The sequence below is a fragment of the Pseudomonas sp. S8 genome (assembly GCF_050473925.1).
Lineage (GTDB): Bacteria > Pseudomonadota > Gammaproteobacteria > Pseudomonadales > Pseudomonadaceae > Aquipseudomonas > Aquipseudomonas parakoreensis.
The window spans coordinates 1,638,296-1,654,459 of the sequence record NZ_JBFDVZ010000016.1; the positions used below are offsets into that span (position 1 = coordinate 1,638,296).

Annotated in this window: 13 protein-coding genes; 3 read left to right on the plus strand and 10 right to left on the minus strand. The window is 62.8% G+C overall.

The annotated features are described in order from the left end of the window. Nucleotides 1-172 precede the first annotated feature (172 nt). The 5 genes from AB1J88_RS08590 to AB1J88_RS08610 all read right to left on the minus strand — a co-directional run bounded on the left by AB1J88_RS08590 (nt 173) and on the right by AB1J88_RS08610 (nt 7,039). A complete protein-coding gene (locus tag AB1J88_RS08590; RefSeq protein WP_430290785.1) occupies nt 173-3,250 on the minus strand; it encodes an error-prone DNA polymerase in 3,078 nt (1,025 codons plus the stop codon). Then, the gene (locus AB1J88_RS08595; RefSeq protein ID WP_430290786.1) at nt 3,247-4,662 is read right to left on the minus strand and encodes a Y-family DNA polymerase; all 1,416 of its coding nucleotides are present in this window, start codon (nt 4,660-4,662) and stop codon (nt 3,247-3,249) included. Before AB1J88_RS08595 ends, AB1J88_RS08590 begins: the two co-directional genes overlap by 4 nt. 7 nt (nt 4,663-4,669) lie before the next feature. After that, the gene (imuA, locus tag AB1J88_RS08600) at nt 4,670-5,287 is read right to left on the minus strand and encodes a translesion DNA synthesis-associated protein ImuA (RefSeq protein WP_430290787.1); all 618 of its coding nucleotides are present in this window, start codon (nt 5,285-5,287) and stop codon (nt 4,670-4,672) included. Beyond that, nucleotides 5,287-5,904, minus strand: coding sequence for a transcriptional repressor LexA (lexA, locus tag AB1J88_RS08605; protein WP_430290788.1), 618 nt, complete (start codon nt 5,902-5,904; stop codon nt 5,287-5,289). Before lexA ends, imuA begins: the two co-directional genes overlap by 1 nt. Before the next feature lie 217 nt (nt 5,905-6,121). Continuing rightward, the gene (locus AB1J88_RS08610; RefSeq protein ID WP_121185129.1) at nt 6,122-7,039 is read right to left on the minus strand and encodes a LysR family transcriptional regulator; all 918 of its coding nucleotides are present in this window, start codon (nt 7,037-7,039) and stop codon (nt 6,122-6,124) included. Nucleotides 7,040-7,142: 103 nt separating this feature from the next. Here AB1J88_RS08610 and AB1J88_RS08615 point away from each other — a divergent pair, with 103 nt between their 5' ends. The 3 genes from AB1J88_RS08615 to AB1J88_RS08625 all read left to right on the plus strand — a co-directional run bounded on the left by AB1J88_RS08615 (nt 7,143) and on the right by AB1J88_RS08625 (nt 11,626). Then, nucleotides 7,143-8,885, plus strand: a complete 1,743-nt coding sequence (locus tag AB1J88_RS08615) for an amidohydrolase (RefSeq protein WP_430290790.1) — start codon at nt 7,143-7,145, stop codon at nt 8,883-8,885. 145 nt (nt 8,886-9,030) lie between these two features. Then, nucleotides 9,031-9,768, plus strand: a complete 738-nt coding sequence (locus AB1J88_RS08620) for a TorF family putative porin (RefSeq protein WP_430290791.1) — start codon at nt 9,031-9,033, stop codon at nt 9,766-9,768. Nucleotides 9,769-9,967: 199 nt separating this feature from the next. After that, nucleotides 9,968-11,626: a phosphoethanolamine transferase gene (locus AB1J88_RS08625; protein ID WP_430290792.1), complete on the plus strand. Its 1,659-nt coding sequence runs from the start codon at nt 9,968-9,970 to the stop codon at nt 11,624-11,626. 125 nt (nt 11,627-11,751) lie between these two features. Here the strand turns inward: AB1J88_RS08625 and AB1J88_RS08630 are convergent, their stop codons facing one another. From AB1J88_RS08630 to AB1J88_RS08650, 5 genes are all read right to left on the minus strand, one after another. Continuing rightward, nucleotides 11,752-12,030, minus strand: a complete 279-nt coding sequence (locus tag AB1J88_RS08630) for a DUF971 domain-containing protein (RefSeq protein ID WP_086790984.1) — start codon at nt 12,028-12,030, stop codon at nt 11,752-11,754. Beyond that, complete coding sequence (locus AB1J88_RS08635) at nt 12,027-12,989, minus strand: HEAT repeat domain-containing protein (protein ID WP_430290794.1); 963 nt, start codon at nt 12,987-12,989, stop codon at nt 12,027-12,029. The genes AB1J88_RS08630 and AB1J88_RS08635 overlap by 4 nt, the downstream gene beginning before the upstream one ends. Continuing rightward, complete coding sequence (locus AB1J88_RS08640) at nt 12,986-13,834, minus strand: ABC transporter ATP-binding protein (RefSeq protein WP_222014823.1); 849 nt, start codon at nt 13,832-13,834, stop codon at nt 12,986-12,988. The genes AB1J88_RS08635 and AB1J88_RS08640 overlap by 4 nt, the downstream gene beginning before the upstream one ends. Beyond that, complete coding sequence (locus AB1J88_RS08645) at nt 13,834-14,616, minus strand: ABC transporter permease (protein WP_430290795.1); 783 nt, start codon at nt 14,614-14,616, stop codon at nt 13,834-13,836. The genes AB1J88_RS08640 and AB1J88_RS08645 overlap by 1 nt, the downstream gene beginning before the upstream one ends. A gap of 133 nt (nt 14,617-14,749) precedes the next feature. Next, complete coding sequence (locus AB1J88_RS08650) at nt 14,750-16,153, minus strand: ABC transporter substrate-binding protein (RefSeq protein WP_086790980.1); 1,404 nt, start codon at nt 16,151-16,153, stop codon at nt 14,750-14,752. Between the last annotated feature and the right edge of the window lie 11 nt (nt 16,154-16,164).

Sequence of the window (16,164 nt, forward strand, 5' to 3'; positions counted from 1 at the left end):
GACAAAGTGCCATCATTCGCGACAGATTTTTTTGACGCCAATGAATTGGCTGATCTGAACGACACAAATACCCCGTGTAGGAGCTGCCGCAGGCTGCGATCTTTTGACTTGGCTTTTTAAAAACAAGATCAAAAGATCGCAGCCTGCGGCAGCTCCTACAGGGGGATCGGTGTTAATGGAAGTCGCGGCTCTGCACGCGGATGCCGTCGAGCAGAGGACTCAGATCGCTCAGTCGCCCGGCGATCAGGTGCCGCACTTCGCCCTCACGCTCCCAGCGGCCGTCAACCTTGAGCAGTTGCGAGCCGACCAGCACCTGACGCTGACGCTCGGCCAGATCGCGCCAGACCACCACGTTGACGTTGCCGAACTCGTCTTCGAGGGTGACGAACGTAACGCCGCTGGCAGTGCCCGGTCGCTGACGCCCGGTGACCAGCCCGGCGATGCTCACTGGCCGACCGTGTTCCACGTCCAGCAACTCCTGTGAACTGCGGCAACGCCGGGCCTTGAGTTCGCCACGCAGCAACGCCAACGGATGCGGCCCCAAGGTGGTGCCAAGCGTCGCGTAATCGGCCTGCAAGTCCTCGCCGACACTCGGTTTGGGCAGCAGCACATCGGGCTCTTCCTGGCTCGGCAAGCCGGCAAACAGACCCAGCTGTTTCTGCACCCCGGCCACTTCCCAGCGCGCGCGATGCCGATGCCCGGCCACCCCGCGCAACGCCCCGGCATCGGCGAGCAACGCCTGGGCCCGACTGTCGAGCGCGGCCCGTTCGCCCAGGTCGGCGACATCGGCAAACGCTCCCCGCGCCCGCGCCGCCTCAATGCGCCGCGCATCGTCCTCGCGAAAGCCCTTGATCATCCGCAGGCCCATGCGGATCGCCGGTTGCGCGCCGCTGATCGGTTCCAGGCTGCAATCCCAGTCGCTGGCACGCACGTCCACCGGACGGATCTGCAATTGATGGCGGCGCGCGTCCTGAAGGATCTGATCCGGGCTGTAGAAACCCATCGGCCAGCTATTGATCAGCGCACAGGCGAACGCCGCCGGTTCGTGGCACTTGAGCCAGCAACTGGCGTAGGTCAGCAAGGCGAAACTGGCAGCGTGGGATTCGGGAAACCCGTAACTGCCAAACCCCTTGATCTGCTCGAAGATCTGCGCGGCGAATTCCTCGGTGTAGCCGTTTTTCTTCATGCCGGCAGCCAGTCGCGCCTTGTGCGGCTCCAGCCCGCCGTGGCGTTTCCACGCGGCCATCGAGCGACGTAACTGATCGGCCTCACCGGGGCTGTAGTCGGCGGCGACGATGGCGATCTGCATCACCTGTTCCTGAAACAGCGGCACGCCGAGGGTGCGCTTGAGCACCACTTCCAGCTCCGGCGAGGGATAGGTTTCCGGCTCTTCCTTGTTGCGGCGACGCAGGTACGGATGAACCATACCGCCCTGAATCGGCCCGGGGCGGACGATGGCGACCTCAATCACCAGGTCGTAGAACTTCGCCGGCTTCAGCCGCGGCAGCATCGACATCTGCGCCCGCGATTCGATCTGGAACACGCCGATGGTGTCGGCGCGGCTGATCATCTCGTAGGTCGGTTTGTCTTCAGCAGGAATCGTCGCCAGGCTCAGATCCAGATGCCGATGCCGACGCAGCAAGTCGAAACAGCGACGGATCGCACTGAGCATGCCGAGGGCGAGGATATCGACCTTGAGCAGCCCGACCGCGTCGAGGTCGTCCTTGTCCCACTGAATGATCGTGCGCTCGGCCATGGCCGCGTTTTCCACCGGCACCAGGGTGTCCAGTGGCTGTTCGGAAATCACGAAACCGCCGGGGTGTTGCGACAGGTGCCGGGGGAAGCCGATCAGTTGCCCGGTCAGGCTCAGCACCCGGCGCAGTACCGGGCTGTCGGGATCGAAGCCGCCTTCGAGCAACCGCGCCAGCGGCGGTGTTTCGTCGCTCCAGTGGCCGCAGCAATCGGCCAGTGCATTGATCTGATCCGGCGGTAGCCCAAGGGCCTTGGCTACGTCGCGCACCGCACCGGCAGCGTGGTAAGTGCTGACCACCGCCGTCAACGCCGCACGCCGCCGGCCATAGCGGCGAAACACGTATTGCAGGACTTCTTCGCGGCGTTCGTGCTCGAAATCGACGTCGATGTCCGGCGGCTCGTTGCGTTCTTTCGACATGAAACGCTCGAACAGCAGCGTGGTGCGGTCCGGGTCGATCTCGGTGATACCCAAGGCAAAACACACCGCCGAGTTAGCCGCCGAACCGCGGCCCTGACAGAGAATCTGCTGATCGCGGGCGAAACGCACCACGTCGTGCACGGTGAGGAAGTAGCTTTCGTAGCCGAGTTCGGCGATCAGTTTCAGTTCATCGTCGATTTGCTTGAGCACTTTGGCCTGCGGCCCTTTTGGCCAGCGCCAGGCAATGCCGTCTTCGGTCAGTTGGCGCAACCAGGAGCTGCCGGTATGCCCCTGCGGCACCAGCTCTTTCGGGTACTCATAGCGCAACTCGCCAAGATCGAAGGTGCAGCGCCGCGCCAGTTGCACCGAGGCGTCGAGCAACGCTTGCGGATACAACTCGCGCAACACGTCGAGGCTGCGCAGATGGCGCTCGCCGTTGGGGTGCAGGCGCAACCCGGCCTCGGCCACCGGGACGTGATGGCGGATCGCAGTCATGGTGTCCTGCAAAGCGCGCCGGCCACGGGCGTGCATGTGCACATCACCGCTGGCGACAGCGGCAATCTGCAGCTGCTCGGCCAGACTCCGCAGCGCCGCCAGCCGGCGCTGATCGTCCTGACCGCGATGCAACTGCACCGCCAGATACAGGCGCGCGCCGAAAGCCTGTTTCAGCCAGCGCCCCTCTTGCACGTCATCGACGCTGTCCGGCACCCACACGATGAACAATCCCGGCAGCGCCTCGCTGAAATCCTCGCGCAACACCTGGTACTGGCCCTTCTGCGTGCGCCGCCGAGCCTGGGTAATCAAGCCGCACAAGGTTTGATAGCCCGCCAGATTCTCCACCAGCAGTATCAGTTTCGGACCGTTATCGATACGGACTTCACTGCCGATGACCAGCGGCAGCTCCACTGATTTCGCCGCTTGCCAGGCGCGGACGATCCCGGCCAGCGTGCATTCGTCAGTGATCGCCAGCGCCTGATAACCGTGTTTTTTTGCCCGATGGAACAGCTCAAGGGCGCTGGAGGCACCGCGCTGGAAACTGAAGTTCGACAGGCAATGCAGTTCGGCATAACCATCGCTCATGCAAACCAGCCCTGCAGCCACAACGGACCGCCCTCGCCCACCGCCCGATAGGCCCAGCCCTGCTGACCGGCGCGGTTCTGGATCAGGTAGTAATCGCGGCGCACATCGTCACCGTCCCACCAGCCGGATTCGATGCGCTCCGGCCCCATGAGGATTCGCGCCGAACCTTCGGGCACGCTTTGCGGTTCGCCGAGCAACCAGCCCGGACGCTGCACGCTCGGCAAACCGCTGCAACGCTGTTTGTCGACAGCGTTCTGCCACGCACATTCGGGGCGGTGGTCGGCCTGAAAGCGCAGGCCCTGCACCGCGTCATCGCCGAGCCGTGCGCGCAGGCGTTCGCGCAACTGCTCCCAGGGCAAGGTCTGTTGCGGACGGTCATCGAACAGTTCCTGAAACTGCGGCACGAAACTCGGCAGGTCTTCGGCGCGCAGACGAAAACCGCGCACCGGGGCCTCGACCTGGACTTGCTCCAGTCGCCCGCGGGCCAGTTCGAAGAGCATCGCCGGATCGCGCTCGGCGCTGAGCAGGCCGACCTTGATCAGCGTGTCCGGCAGCCCGGCGTGCTCCAGATGCAGGTCGAAACGCTGCACGCCGCTGTCACGTCCGCAGAGGAACGCCGACAGGTCAGCGGTCAAGCGGCGTAACGGGAACAGCAGCGCCTGATGCGACTGCACGTCGAAATTGAGTTCAATGCGCACATCGAAACGATCCGGCGGCAGATAGAACGCCAAGGCCAGCGGACGCGCGCCAAACAAGGTGTCGAGGTGTTTGAGCATTGACGCTTCGAAACGCCGGGCCAGGGCCTGACGTGGCAGGCTTTGCAGCTGGTTCAGGTGGCGCAGGCCCATGCGCGTCAGCGCCGTGGCGACTTGCGGCTCCAGCCCGACACGGTCGACGGGCAACTGCCCGAGGTGATGTTGCAGGGCTTCGCCGTCCGGTACGACGAGACCGTCGTAGGCGTTGGCCAGCACCCGCGCCGCCACCGGATTCGGTGCGGCGACGATGCGATGGCGGAAACCCAGCTCGGTCAGCTCCTTGCGCAACCGTGCTTCGAACTGCGTCCAGGAACCGAACAGGCCCAGACTGGATTCGATCTCGAACACCACGGTACGCGGGTAATGCACGCTGACCTGGGCGCTGAACCGATAAGCCCACGCCGCGAGAAATTGCTGCCAGTGCTCGACCTCGGCCAGGTCGTAATCGGCCGTGGCAAAGCCTTTGCACAAGGCTTGTGCGGCGGTCATCGACTGGCCGGCACGCAGCCCGAGCTGGCGCGCCGCTGGATTGACCGCTTGCAGCACCCGGCGCTGGGCCGGGCCGCTGAGCAGCACCAACGGTTCATCGGGATCGGCACGCTGACGCAACACCGAGTCGAGGGCCAATTGCGGGAACAGAATACACACCCAGCGCATGACGACCTCAGTGTCCCACGGCAAACGCAATCGGTGCCGTGCGCGCCAGTCCGCCCCGGCATTTGAGCACGCGCAACTGGGACGGTCTGGCATCAATGGCAATCCGTAGCGCGGCCGGCGACGGGTTGACCGCCTCGCTCAGCGCACGCCAGGCAAACGCCAGGGTCTGGCCGGTTTCCGCCGCCACCTGCAAGCGCCGCAACGCACGATCATCGGCCTTGTGCGGCCAGCACAGCACCGCGCCGCAACTGCCCGAACGCAGGCATTGTTCCGCCGCCCACAAGGCATCGCGTTCGCTGGCCTGAATCACCGACAACTGGCGCAGATCGACCCCGGCGTTCGCCCACGCCTGCGGGTACGGCACGAACGGTGGCGCCACCAGCACGATGCGCTCGCCCGCTGCCGACAACCGCGCGAGCGTCGGCCACACCAGTTGCAGTTCGCCGACACCGGGGCCGGCCAGGAGGATTTCACTCAGCGCCGCTTCCGGCCAGCCGCCGCTGGGCAATGCCGCATCGAGGGCTGCATGCCCGGTGGGTTGCGGGCTGGCCGCCGGCGGCGCAGGCCGGCCCTTCCAGACCTGGCCACCATTGAACAGCGTATCGAGTGCAACGACGGCGCCCATCAGCCTTGCCTCACCAGACCGCAGAACACTCCTTCGATGGCCAGGTCCTGATCGTCGCGCACGACAATCGGCTGGTACACCGGGTTGCGCGGCAGCAGCCGAATCTCATCGCCTACGCGCTCGAAGCGTTTGATTGTCACTTCACCGTCGAGGCGCGCCACCACGATCTGGCCGTTGAGCGCCTCGGGATTGCGCTTCACCCCCACCAGATCGCCGTCAAGAATGCCGTCCTCGATCATCGAATCGCCCTGCACTCGGAGCATGTAGTCGGGCGCACGGGAGAACAGCGCGGGATCAAGCATCAAGCGGTTATGGATGTCGGCATCGGCACCGATCGGCGCACCGGCAGCCACCCGGCCGAGCACCGGAATGTCCAGTAGCTCCGGCCGCGCGGGTTGCCCGAGCAGGCGAATGCCCCGGGCCTGATGCGGGTTGACCTCGATAAACCCGGCTTCGGTGAGCGCCAGCACATGCTTGCGCGCCACGCTGCGCGAGGCAAAACCAAAAGCCTCGCTGATTTCAGCGAGGCTTGGGGGCTGACCGTGTTCGGCGATGCGTTCGCGGATAAAGGTCAGGATGGCGGTACGGCGGGGAGTAAGATTGGTCATGGAGTACATTTGTACTCCTGTGGGATTTTACTGACAAGCACCGCCAGTCGGCCTGAGCTGGCGATCCACAAAAATCAAAAGATCGCAGCCTCGTTTCACTCGACAACTCCTACAAAAGAGGCGACTCGGGGACTGTGTAGGAGCTGCCGCAGGCTGCGATCTTGTGATTTTAAAAAGCAAGATCAAAAGATCGCAGCCTGCGGCAGATCCTACGGGGAACGGGGCGTCAGTTGAGGCCACGTTCGGCGAGGAAGGCGGCGATGTAATCGATGAACGCGACGACCTTGGCCGTGGCTCGTCGATGGCTCGGGTACACCGCAAGAATGTGCGGGCCGAAGCTGTCCGGGTCGATTTCGTAGTCAGCCATGACCCGTACCAGACGCCCGTCGGCGATGTACGGTGCGGCGCTCCACAACGGCGTGTGCAGCAAGCCGCGTCCGGCCAGGGCGCCGGCCAGCAGCAGGTCGTAATTGTCACTGCGCAACCGCGGCGCCGTCGGCTGTGGCAGGCTCAGGCGCTGGCCGTCGCGCTCGGCCCACCAGAATTCGCGACTGAGCAATGGGTGCTGATACAGCAGCCATTCATGCTGCTCGAGGGTTTGCGGATTCACCGGCAAGCCCTTGCGCGCCAGATACTCCGGGCTGCCGCACAAGGCCAGTCGATTGCTGCCGACTACCCGGGCAATCAGCCCCGGCAAGTCGTCATGGCCCTCGCGCAAGGCCAGGTCGTAGCCGCTTTCCAGCAGATTGACGAACGCGTCGCACAGATCCACTTGCAGGCTGATCTGCGGGTATTGCTGCAAGAAGCCGTCGCACACCTGATCAAGAAACGCCCGCCCATAAGCCAGTGGCGCGGTGATTTTCAGGTTGCCGCGCAGACCGTGCTGCAACTGCTCGATCTCTTCGCCGGCCTCCTCCAGCCGCTGCAGCACCAGCCGTGCGGTTTCCAGGTAGACCCGGCCGATTTCGGTCAGCAGGATCCGCCGCGTGCTGCGCTCGAACAGGCGCGCACCGAGTTCCGCCTCCAGGTGATTGACCGCTTTGGTCAGGGCCGACGGGGTCTTGCCCAGTTGCTCGGCCGCGCGGCTGAAACTACCGAGTTGCGCGGTGACCACGAACATTTTCAGTGCACCCAACTTGTCCATGCTTTTTCCATTCAGGCAAAAACGTTTTTCGTGAGGAAGGCGTTCTGTCGGCCAGTGTCAGCCACTAATCTGGCCATCAGACGCAATAACAAGGAAATCTTCAATGAAAAGATTCATCCCGAGCCTGTTGGTTGGCGCTGTAAGTTTTGCCTCGATGGAAGCCATGGCCGCCACCGATCTGGTGCTGGTCAACGGCAAGATTTTCACCGCCGACCGTGCACAACCAAAGGTTCAGGCGCTGGCCGTGGAGAACGGCAAAGTGCTGAAAGTCGGCACCAATGCGCAGATCAAGGCGCTGATCGAACCCGGAACGCAGGTGATCGACCTCGGCGGCAAGACCCTGATGCCAGGCTTGATCGACAGCCATTCCCACGCGATTTTCGGCGGTCTGGAAATGGTCTCGGCCAACATGGAGGACGAAGTCGTCGCCCTCGATGAATTGCAAAAGCGTCTGCGCGCCTGGCGTGATGACGGCAAGGCGAAACACGGCGACGTGCTGAGCATCGCCGGCATGAGTTCGGCGTACTGGGCGCAGGCCGAAGCGCTGGGCAAGACGTTCAACCAGGGCGAATGGGCCGACGTGCCGGTGGTGTTCACCGGCAGTGACCACCACACCGCGTGGGCCAACAACGTGATGCTCAAGCGCGCCGGCATCGACGCGGCATTGCTCAAAACCCTGCCCGCTGCGGAAAAAGACACGATCGGCACACTGGCGAACGGTGAACCCAACGGTTTTCTGGTCGATGCCGGCTGGGACCGGGTCGCAGCCAAAATGCCGGTGCCGAGCCCGGCCGATATGCTCAGCGCAGCCAAATCCGCGGTGCGCTTCAACAACAGCCTCGGCATCACCGCGTGGATGGATCCCGCCGCCAACGCCGCCCCGGGCGAGGCCGTGTTCGCGCTCAAACCCACCGAGAAAACCGTCGGCGTGCTGCCGGCCTACAAAGCGCTGTCGGCAAGCGGCGACATGAGCGTGCACGTCGCAGCGTTGCTGGTCGCCAACCCGAAAAGCCTGCCGGCCGACCTCGACACGCTGGATAAAGTGCGCCAACAGTTTCAGGGCATCCCCAACCTGACCCTGCCCGGGGTCAAGATCTTCGCTGACGGCGTGATCGAGTACCCGGCGCAGAGCGCGGCGATGATCGATCCGTACCGCAATTCGCACAAACAGGGCGAACTGTTGATCGATCCGCAGCATTTCGGCGAGCTGGTCAGCGCCATCGACCAGCGCGGCTGGCTGGTGCACATCCACGCCATTGGCGACCGCGCGGTGCGTGAATCGCTGAACGGCATCGAACGCGCGCGCAAGGATCGGCAGAGCGGCATCACCCATTCGATCACCCACCTGCAAATGGTCAATCCGAAAGAGTTCGCGCGCTTCAAGCCATTGAACGTGATCGCCTCGATGCAACTGCTGTGGGCCAGCGCCGACGATTACACCACCGACATGATCAAGCCCTACGTCAGCGCCCTCGCCTTCCGTTATCAGTATCCGGCGCACTCACTGCTGAAACAGGGCGCGACGATTGCCGGTGCCAGCGACTGGCCGGTGTCGTCACCAAACCCGTTCAATGCCATGGCCCAGGCCATCACCCGCGTCGGGCCGATGGGCGTGCTGAATGCCGACGAGCGTCTGGATCGCGAAACCATGTTTTACGCCTATACCGCCAACGCGGCGCGGACCATAGGCCTGGATCAGCAGATCGGTTCGCTGACACCGGGCAAGCAGGCTGATTTCATCGTGGTCGACCGCGACGTGTTCAGCGTCGACGAAAAAGCCCTGCATGACACCCAGGTCCTGCAAACCTGGTTTGGCGGGCGTCAGGTCTACACCGCCACCCCATAACAATTCGTTCCCCGTGTAGGAGCTGCCGAAGGCTGCGATCTTTTGATCTTGTTTTTTACGATCAGGATCAAAAGATCGCAGCCTTCGGCAGCTCCTACAGGTTTTGCGTCCAGCCCCTAAAACAATCACAACACCGGGACTTCACATGAAAGCCTTGCCCTTGCTCGCCCTGAGTTCCTTGAGTCTGTTGCCCCTGAGCAGCCAGGCGATTCCCTTGGACGACGACTTCGCCGTGCTGGTCGACCTGACCCTGGCCAGCGACTACCGCACCCGCGGCATATCGCAAACCCAGAATGACCCGGCCGTGCAGGCCGGTCTGACCCTGGCCCACAGCAGCGGCTTGTACGTGGGGGCCTGGAGCTCCAACGTCGATTTTGGCGGCGGCCTGAAAACCCGTCAGGAAGTCGATTACTACGCCGGCTGGCTGTGGCAGGCCACCGAGGATGTCAGCCTCGACCTGGGCTACATCAAGTACGCCTATCCCAAAGAAAGCCAGTTCAACCAGAGCGAGGTGTACGGCATTCTCGGCGTCTACGGGGTGAAGCTGGCGGCGTATTACTCCAGCGATGCACCGGGGATCGACAGCAAGCAGAGCTCGCTCTACACCTATGTCGGTTATGAAACCGAGCTGCCGTTCGATTCCGGGTTGAAACTGCGTTACGGCAACATGGATTTCAAGGATCCACACCTGTACTCGGCGTCCGGGCATACCGAGGACAGCTACCGCGAATGGGAGGTCAAGCTGACGCACAACCTGGCCGGCGTGGTGTTGGGCCTGAGCTACATCGATACCGATCTATCGCAAAGCCAGTGCCTGAGCAACTGGGGATTCAAGGATGTGTGCACGGCGACGGTGGTGGCAAGCGTGAGCAAATCTTTCTGACACCCCGCCTTGTGTAGGAGCTGCCGCAGGCTGCGATCTTTTGATTCTGAAAGCAAGATCAAAAGATCGCAGCCTGCGGCAGCTCCTACGGGGAAACGGAGTAGTTGTTACAGGATGTTTACAAAATTTTTACCAATGTTCTTCTACAGTTACGCGCGTTACCGCGCGTGTTTTCTATTCTGCTAGAGGAATGTCTGTAATGGCTTTGGGCAAAGGACTGCGTTTACCGTCCATCACTTCCACCCGTCTGGTGCTGCTGTTTTCCCTGGCACTGGTGACGCTGTACAACCTGGCAACCTGGAAGGCGCTGGGGAATCTGATCACCTTGCAAGGCGCGCACAAACTGGCGTTTTTCGCCTCGTTCGGGCTGTTCCTGTGGGCGGCGATCACCCTGCTGCTGACCCTCGTTTCGTTTCGCTGGACGCTGAAACCGGCGCTGACCGTGGTCGCTCTGCTCTCGGCCTGCGCGGCGTATTTCATGAACGAATACGGGATCACCATCGACACGGTGATGATCCAGAATGTGTTCGAAACCAACCCGGCCGAGGCTGCGGCGCTGTTCAACGGCAAGCTGCTGGCCTACGTGTTGCTGCTCGGCGTGCTGCCGGCGGCGTTGATCTGGCGCTGGCCGGTGCGTTATCGACCGTTCTTTCGCGGCGTGCTCAACAAGCTGCTGGTGATTGCCGCTTGCGTGCTGGTGATCGGCGCATCGGTAGGCGCGTTCTATTCGACCTACGCGCCGATCTTCCGCGAAGAAGACAAGCTCACCCATTTCATCAACCCGACCAACTACATTTACGCCATCAGCAAATACACCAAGCAACGCCTGGGCATCAAAAAGCACTTTGTGGTGCAGGCTATCGGTGAAGACGCGGTGATGAGCACCAAAGCCGCCAGCCGCGAGAAAAAGTCGCTGATGGTGTTTGTGGTCGGCGAAACCGCCCGCGCCGATCATTTCTCGCTGAACGGCTATGCGCGCGAGACCAATCCCGAGCTGAGCAAACTGGACATCCTCAACTTCACCCAAGTGCATTCCTGCGGCACGTCCACGGCGGTGTCGGTGCCGTGCATGTTCTCGATGTTCCCCCGTGAGGACTACAGCGACAAGAAAGGCAAAACCTACGAAGGCCTGCTCGACATTCTGCAACGGGCCGGCGTGCAGGTGCTGTGGCTGGACAACAACAGCGACTGCAAGGGCACCTGCCTGCGTGTGCCGCACCGCGACATCGCGAAGAACCAGCCCGGAACGTTCTGCGATGGCAACAACTGCCTCGACGAAGCGCTGCTGGCCGACCTGCAAGGCTACATCGACAGCCTCAAGGGCCACGCGATCATCGTCCTGCACGCCGACGGCAGCCACGGCCCGGAATACTACGAGCGCTACCCGAAAAGCATGGAGCGCTTCACCCCGATCTGCCACACCAACCAGTTGGGCAGTTGCAGCCGCGATGAACTGGTCAACGTGTACGACAACACCATCCTCTACACCGACCACTTCCTCGCCAAGGTGATCGAGTTGCTCAAGCGCAATCAGGACACCCTGGATACCTCGATGCTGTACGTCTCCGACCACGGCGAATCCCTGGGCGAAAACGGCCTGTACCTGCATGCGGCGCCGTATGCATTGGCGCCCGAGGCGCAGACTCATGTGCCGATGGTGATGTGGTTTGGCAACAACACGCTGGCGCAACTGGGGATTGATCGCGATTGCCTGCAAGGCAAGACCGGGCAGCCGGATCTGAGCCATGACAACCTGTTCCATTCGGTGCTGGGGTTGTTCGAGGTGAAAACCGCGCTGTATCAGCCGGGGCTGGATGTGTTTCACGGGTGCCGGCCAGCCATGACGGCTGCGCAGTAATCCAGATATTGCACAAAACCCTGTGGGAGCTGGCTTGCCAGCGATGGCGGTCTGTCAGTCACATAGATGCCTGATATGCCGGCCTCATCGCTGGCAAGCCAGCTCCCACAGGGAAAGCAGTGTTCTCAAGAACTGAGCTGTGCCAGGTAATCCCACGGGTAGATCCCGCGTTGATGGCCGTCGCTGAACACCAGTTGCACGCCGTAGCCCTGCGGGTTGATCTCAATCAGGCGAACACGCTCATCCACCAGCGGAGTCACACCTTTCAGGCGAAACGCGCGGCACTGCGAGCACGGGCACTGGCGGCGCAGTTCGGCGTGATTGAACAGCGACTCGCGGCCGTCCGGCCAGCTCAGGCGCAGTGTCCGTTCGCTTTGCGAGTTGCTCACCGACAGCGGATTCATTGCAGCTGACTCAAGGCAATCCGCACCGCTTTGCGCACTTCCGGATCACCGTCATCCTGCGCCGCCTGCAACGCCGCCACCGCGCCGCGATCATGCAACTCACCGAGGGCCAGCGCGGCTTCCTTGCGCAGGTTGCTGATGCGATGGCCGAGGGTCTCAATCAAGGCGTCCAGCGCTGGCGCAAAACGCAGGCGACCGAGGCTGCGGGTGGCGCGCAGGCGCACTTGCCAATAGTCATCGCTCAGGGCTGCGATCAATGCCGGGCCGGCGTCGCTGTGGCCGACTTTGCCCAGGGTTGTCGCCGCTTCTTCGCGCACTTGCCAGGCAGCGTCCTGCAATGCCTGACGCAGGGCCGGCAGAACTTCGGCGCAGGAGGCCAATCCCAAAGCCCCGGTGGCGGCGCGGCGCACTTCGGTGTCCGGGTCGGCACTGGCCAGTCGCGCCAATGCCGGCAGTGCGTCGAGCTGCTTTAGCCAGCCGAGCACGCCGACAGCTTCGCGGCGTACGTTGGCATCGGCATCATCAAGTGCCGCGACAGCAGCAGGCGCCGCAGCGGCGAAACGCAGTTCGCGCAAGGCACGGAACGCGGCGATCCGCACACTGACCTCGGCATGCTCGGTCCACGGCAGAATCACCCGGCCTGCCGCCTCGCTCTTGAGCAGGCTCAGACTTTGCGCGGCGGCTGCCTGCACTGCCGCAGACGGATCGGTCAGCGCCTGGCACAGCGCAGCCACCACCGGTTCGTCTTCCCACGCTTCCAGCAGCCGCGCGGCTTCGGCGCGGACGTCTTCAGCCGGATCATCGGTCAGCCTTTCGACCAGCCACAGCAGGCCGTCCGGTTCTTCCAGATCTGCCAGCTCGATCAGGGCAATGCGCCGCACACCGGCATCGTCAGCGGTCAAACGCGGTTGCAGGGCGAGGATGTTGTCGTTATCGGTCACAGCAAAAAATGAGGTCATAAGGCAAATCGCGGCAAGGGGTGTTCGGGCGGCAGGCCGAGCGGATTGAGGCGCGGCAGCGGTCGGTCGTTGTCGTGGCGCAGCAGGTCGAGACAATGGCGCTTGAGGCAGGAGAATTCGGTGCTGGTGACCAGCTCAGAGGTACGCGGACGCGGGAAGTCCAGGCGCAGGTCTTCGATGATTCGCCCCGGACGTGCGCTCATCACCAACAGTCGATCGGCGAGGAACAGCGCCTCATCGATGTCGTGAGTGACAAACACCACGGTGGTGCGAATCTGTGTCCAGATATCCAGCAGCAGCTCTTGCATGTTCAGGCGGGTCAAGGCATCCAGCGCGCCGAACGGCTCATCCATCAGCAGCAGCCGTGGACGGTTGACCAGCACCCGGGCGATTTCCACCCGTTGCTGCATACCGCCGGAGAGCTGATCGGGCCAGCGCTCGGCGAAGCCGTCGAGGCCCACCAGTTTGAGCATTTCATCGGCAGCGCGATGGCGCTCGGTTTTGCCGATGCCGCGCATTTTCAGGCCAAAAGCGACGTTGTCACGCACGGTGCGCCACGGAAACAGCGTGTGATGCTGGAACACCATGCCGCGCTGCGGCGACGGCCCGGACACCTCGCTGCCATCGACTTTAAGGCCGCCAGAGTGGGCGTGCAGGTGCCCGGCCAGTGCACCGAGCAAGGTGGATTTGCCGCAACCGGACGGGCCGAGAATGCACACGAACTGGCCCGGTTCGATCTGGCAGTCCAGACCGTGCACGGCTTCAAAAGCGTGTTGGCCTTCGCCGAGCACGATCGACAACTGGCGAATATCGATTCGCCCTTCCGGGGTTTGCATCGCGCTCATCAGGCTTTTCCTCGTGGTCGGTGCCAAGGCGTGAACAGCCCGCCCAGGCGCTTGATCAGCAGACTGCTGCCCATGCCCAGCACACCGATCAGCAGCATGCCGACGACGATGTCGGCGTAGTTCTGGATGGTGTAGGACTCCCAGGTGTAGTAGCCGATACCGAACTGGCCGGAGATCATCTCCGCCGTCACCAGGCAGAACCACGAGGTGCCCATGCCGATCGCAAGGCCGGTGATGATGCTCGGTGCAGCGCCGGGCAAAACCACTTCAAGCAGGATCGCCCGGCGCCCTGCCCCGAGGCTTTTTGCCGAAGCGATCAACCGCCGGTCGACGCCTTCGACGCCGTGCACGGTGTTGAGCAGGATCGGGAACAGCGCGCCAGTGAAGGTGATGAACACCATCGACAGCTCCGACGACGGGAACATCAGGATCGCCAACGGAATCCACGCCACCGCCGGGATCGGGCGCAGCACTTCCAGCGGTGGCAGCAACAGGTCCTCGGCCCATTTCGAACGACCGATGGCCAGGCCCAGAGCGATGCCGATGAAAAGTGCCGCGAGGTAACCGGAGAACACGCGGCTGAGGCTGGCGCTCAGGTGCTGCAGCAGCTTGCCGGAATCGCCCAGGCCCAGCGCCGCTTCGATCACCGCCAATGGGGTTGGCACGTTGGCGAAAGTGACCAGACCGAGATTCCAGTGGTGGCTGGCGGCGAGTTGCCAGAACAGCAGGCAGAGCAGCAAAGAGGCGGCCCTTGGAGCCCAGCGTAAATAGGATCGGTACACAATTCTTCCTCTCAACCGAGATCCCCTGGAGGAGCTGCCGAAGGCTGCGATCTTTTGACTTTGATTTTAAAAAGCAAGATCAAAAGATCGCAGCCTTCGGCAGCTCCTACAGAGAGGCGCGGTGTTCTTCGGGTTAGCGGCTGGCTACGGCTTGGGTTGTGGCATCGGTAAAGTCGAAAACCTTGCCGCCCTGCGCCGCCGCATATTGCTGCGCTTGGCCCTTGAGCAGGAACGCACTCAGGCGGCCCTTGGCATCACTGGCAAACCACGCCTGATCGGCGAGCAACTTGATCCCGCTGTCACTGGCCTGGGCATACACCGCGCGGATGTTTTTGCCTTCCTGTTTCAATGCGGCCAGCGCAGTGAAAGCGGATTCGGCGGAGGTGTACTGGCGTACTTTGTCTTCGCCGCGCACCCAGATTTCGGCGACGTGGCTAAAGTCCTTGATGGCTTTGCCAGTCGCCGCATCCACGGCTTTCAACGGAATCTGCGCGTAGTTGGCGAGTTGCGCGGTGTAGTCCAGGTTCGACGCCTTGAAGGCGGCGCGGATGTACTGATCGTCAATGAAGGTGTTGAGGTCGAGGCCGCGATCGGCCTTTTTCAACAGTTTCAGGGTGTCGATCGCCGTGCCCACCGCCTGGCGGTATTCCGGCTTCCAGCTCAGATCGCGGGTCTGCACGCCCAGCGGGCCGTGGAACAGGTAGTTGACCTCGGCATCGACGCCGGTGACCTTGGCGATCAGCTCGCTGTACTTCTCAGGCTCAGCAGCCAGCAACTGATTGGCCTCGATGCTCGCCCGCAGGTAGGCGACGACGATTTCCGGGTATTTTTTCGCGTAAGCCTGATCGACCAGCGCGCCGTGGAACGTCGGCGCATTGGCCTGGGCGCCGTCGTAGATTTTGCGGGCGAAACCACGGCTGGGGAACAGTTCGGCGAACGGCACGAAGTCGGCGTGGGCGTCGATCTTGCCGGCCTGCAACGCGGAGCCGGCGACTTCCGGTGGCTGGGCGATGATGTTCACGTCCTTGAGCGGATCCCAGCCCTGCTCCGCCACCGCGCGCAGCAACATACCGTGGGCGGTCGACGCGAATGGCACGGAGATGGTCTTGCCCTTGAGTTCGCTCAGCGCCTGCACCCCAGAGGCACTCGGCACCACGATGCCGTTGCCGCTGCCCTTGATGCTGCCCGACAGGACGCTGATGAACAGGCTGTGCTTGCCGGCGGTTTCGAACGCCACCCCGTTGAACGCCCCGGGGAAATCGGCCATGGCGCCGAAATCGAGTTTGCCGGCGACCATCTCGTTGGTCAGCGGCGCACCGCTGGTGAAGTTTTTCCACTGCACATCGTATTTCGCGTCTTTGTAGGCGCCGTCGTGCGGCAGGTATTTGTCGAGCAGACCGAGTTCACGAATCAACAGCCCGCCAGCGGCGCAGTTGATGGTGGTGTCCTGAGTACCGATGGCAATGCGGATGGTCTCGGCCGAGGCCGACAGGGTGAATGAGGCCAGTACCAGACCGGCGAGTGCTGCACGCAACATGGTGTGTTTCC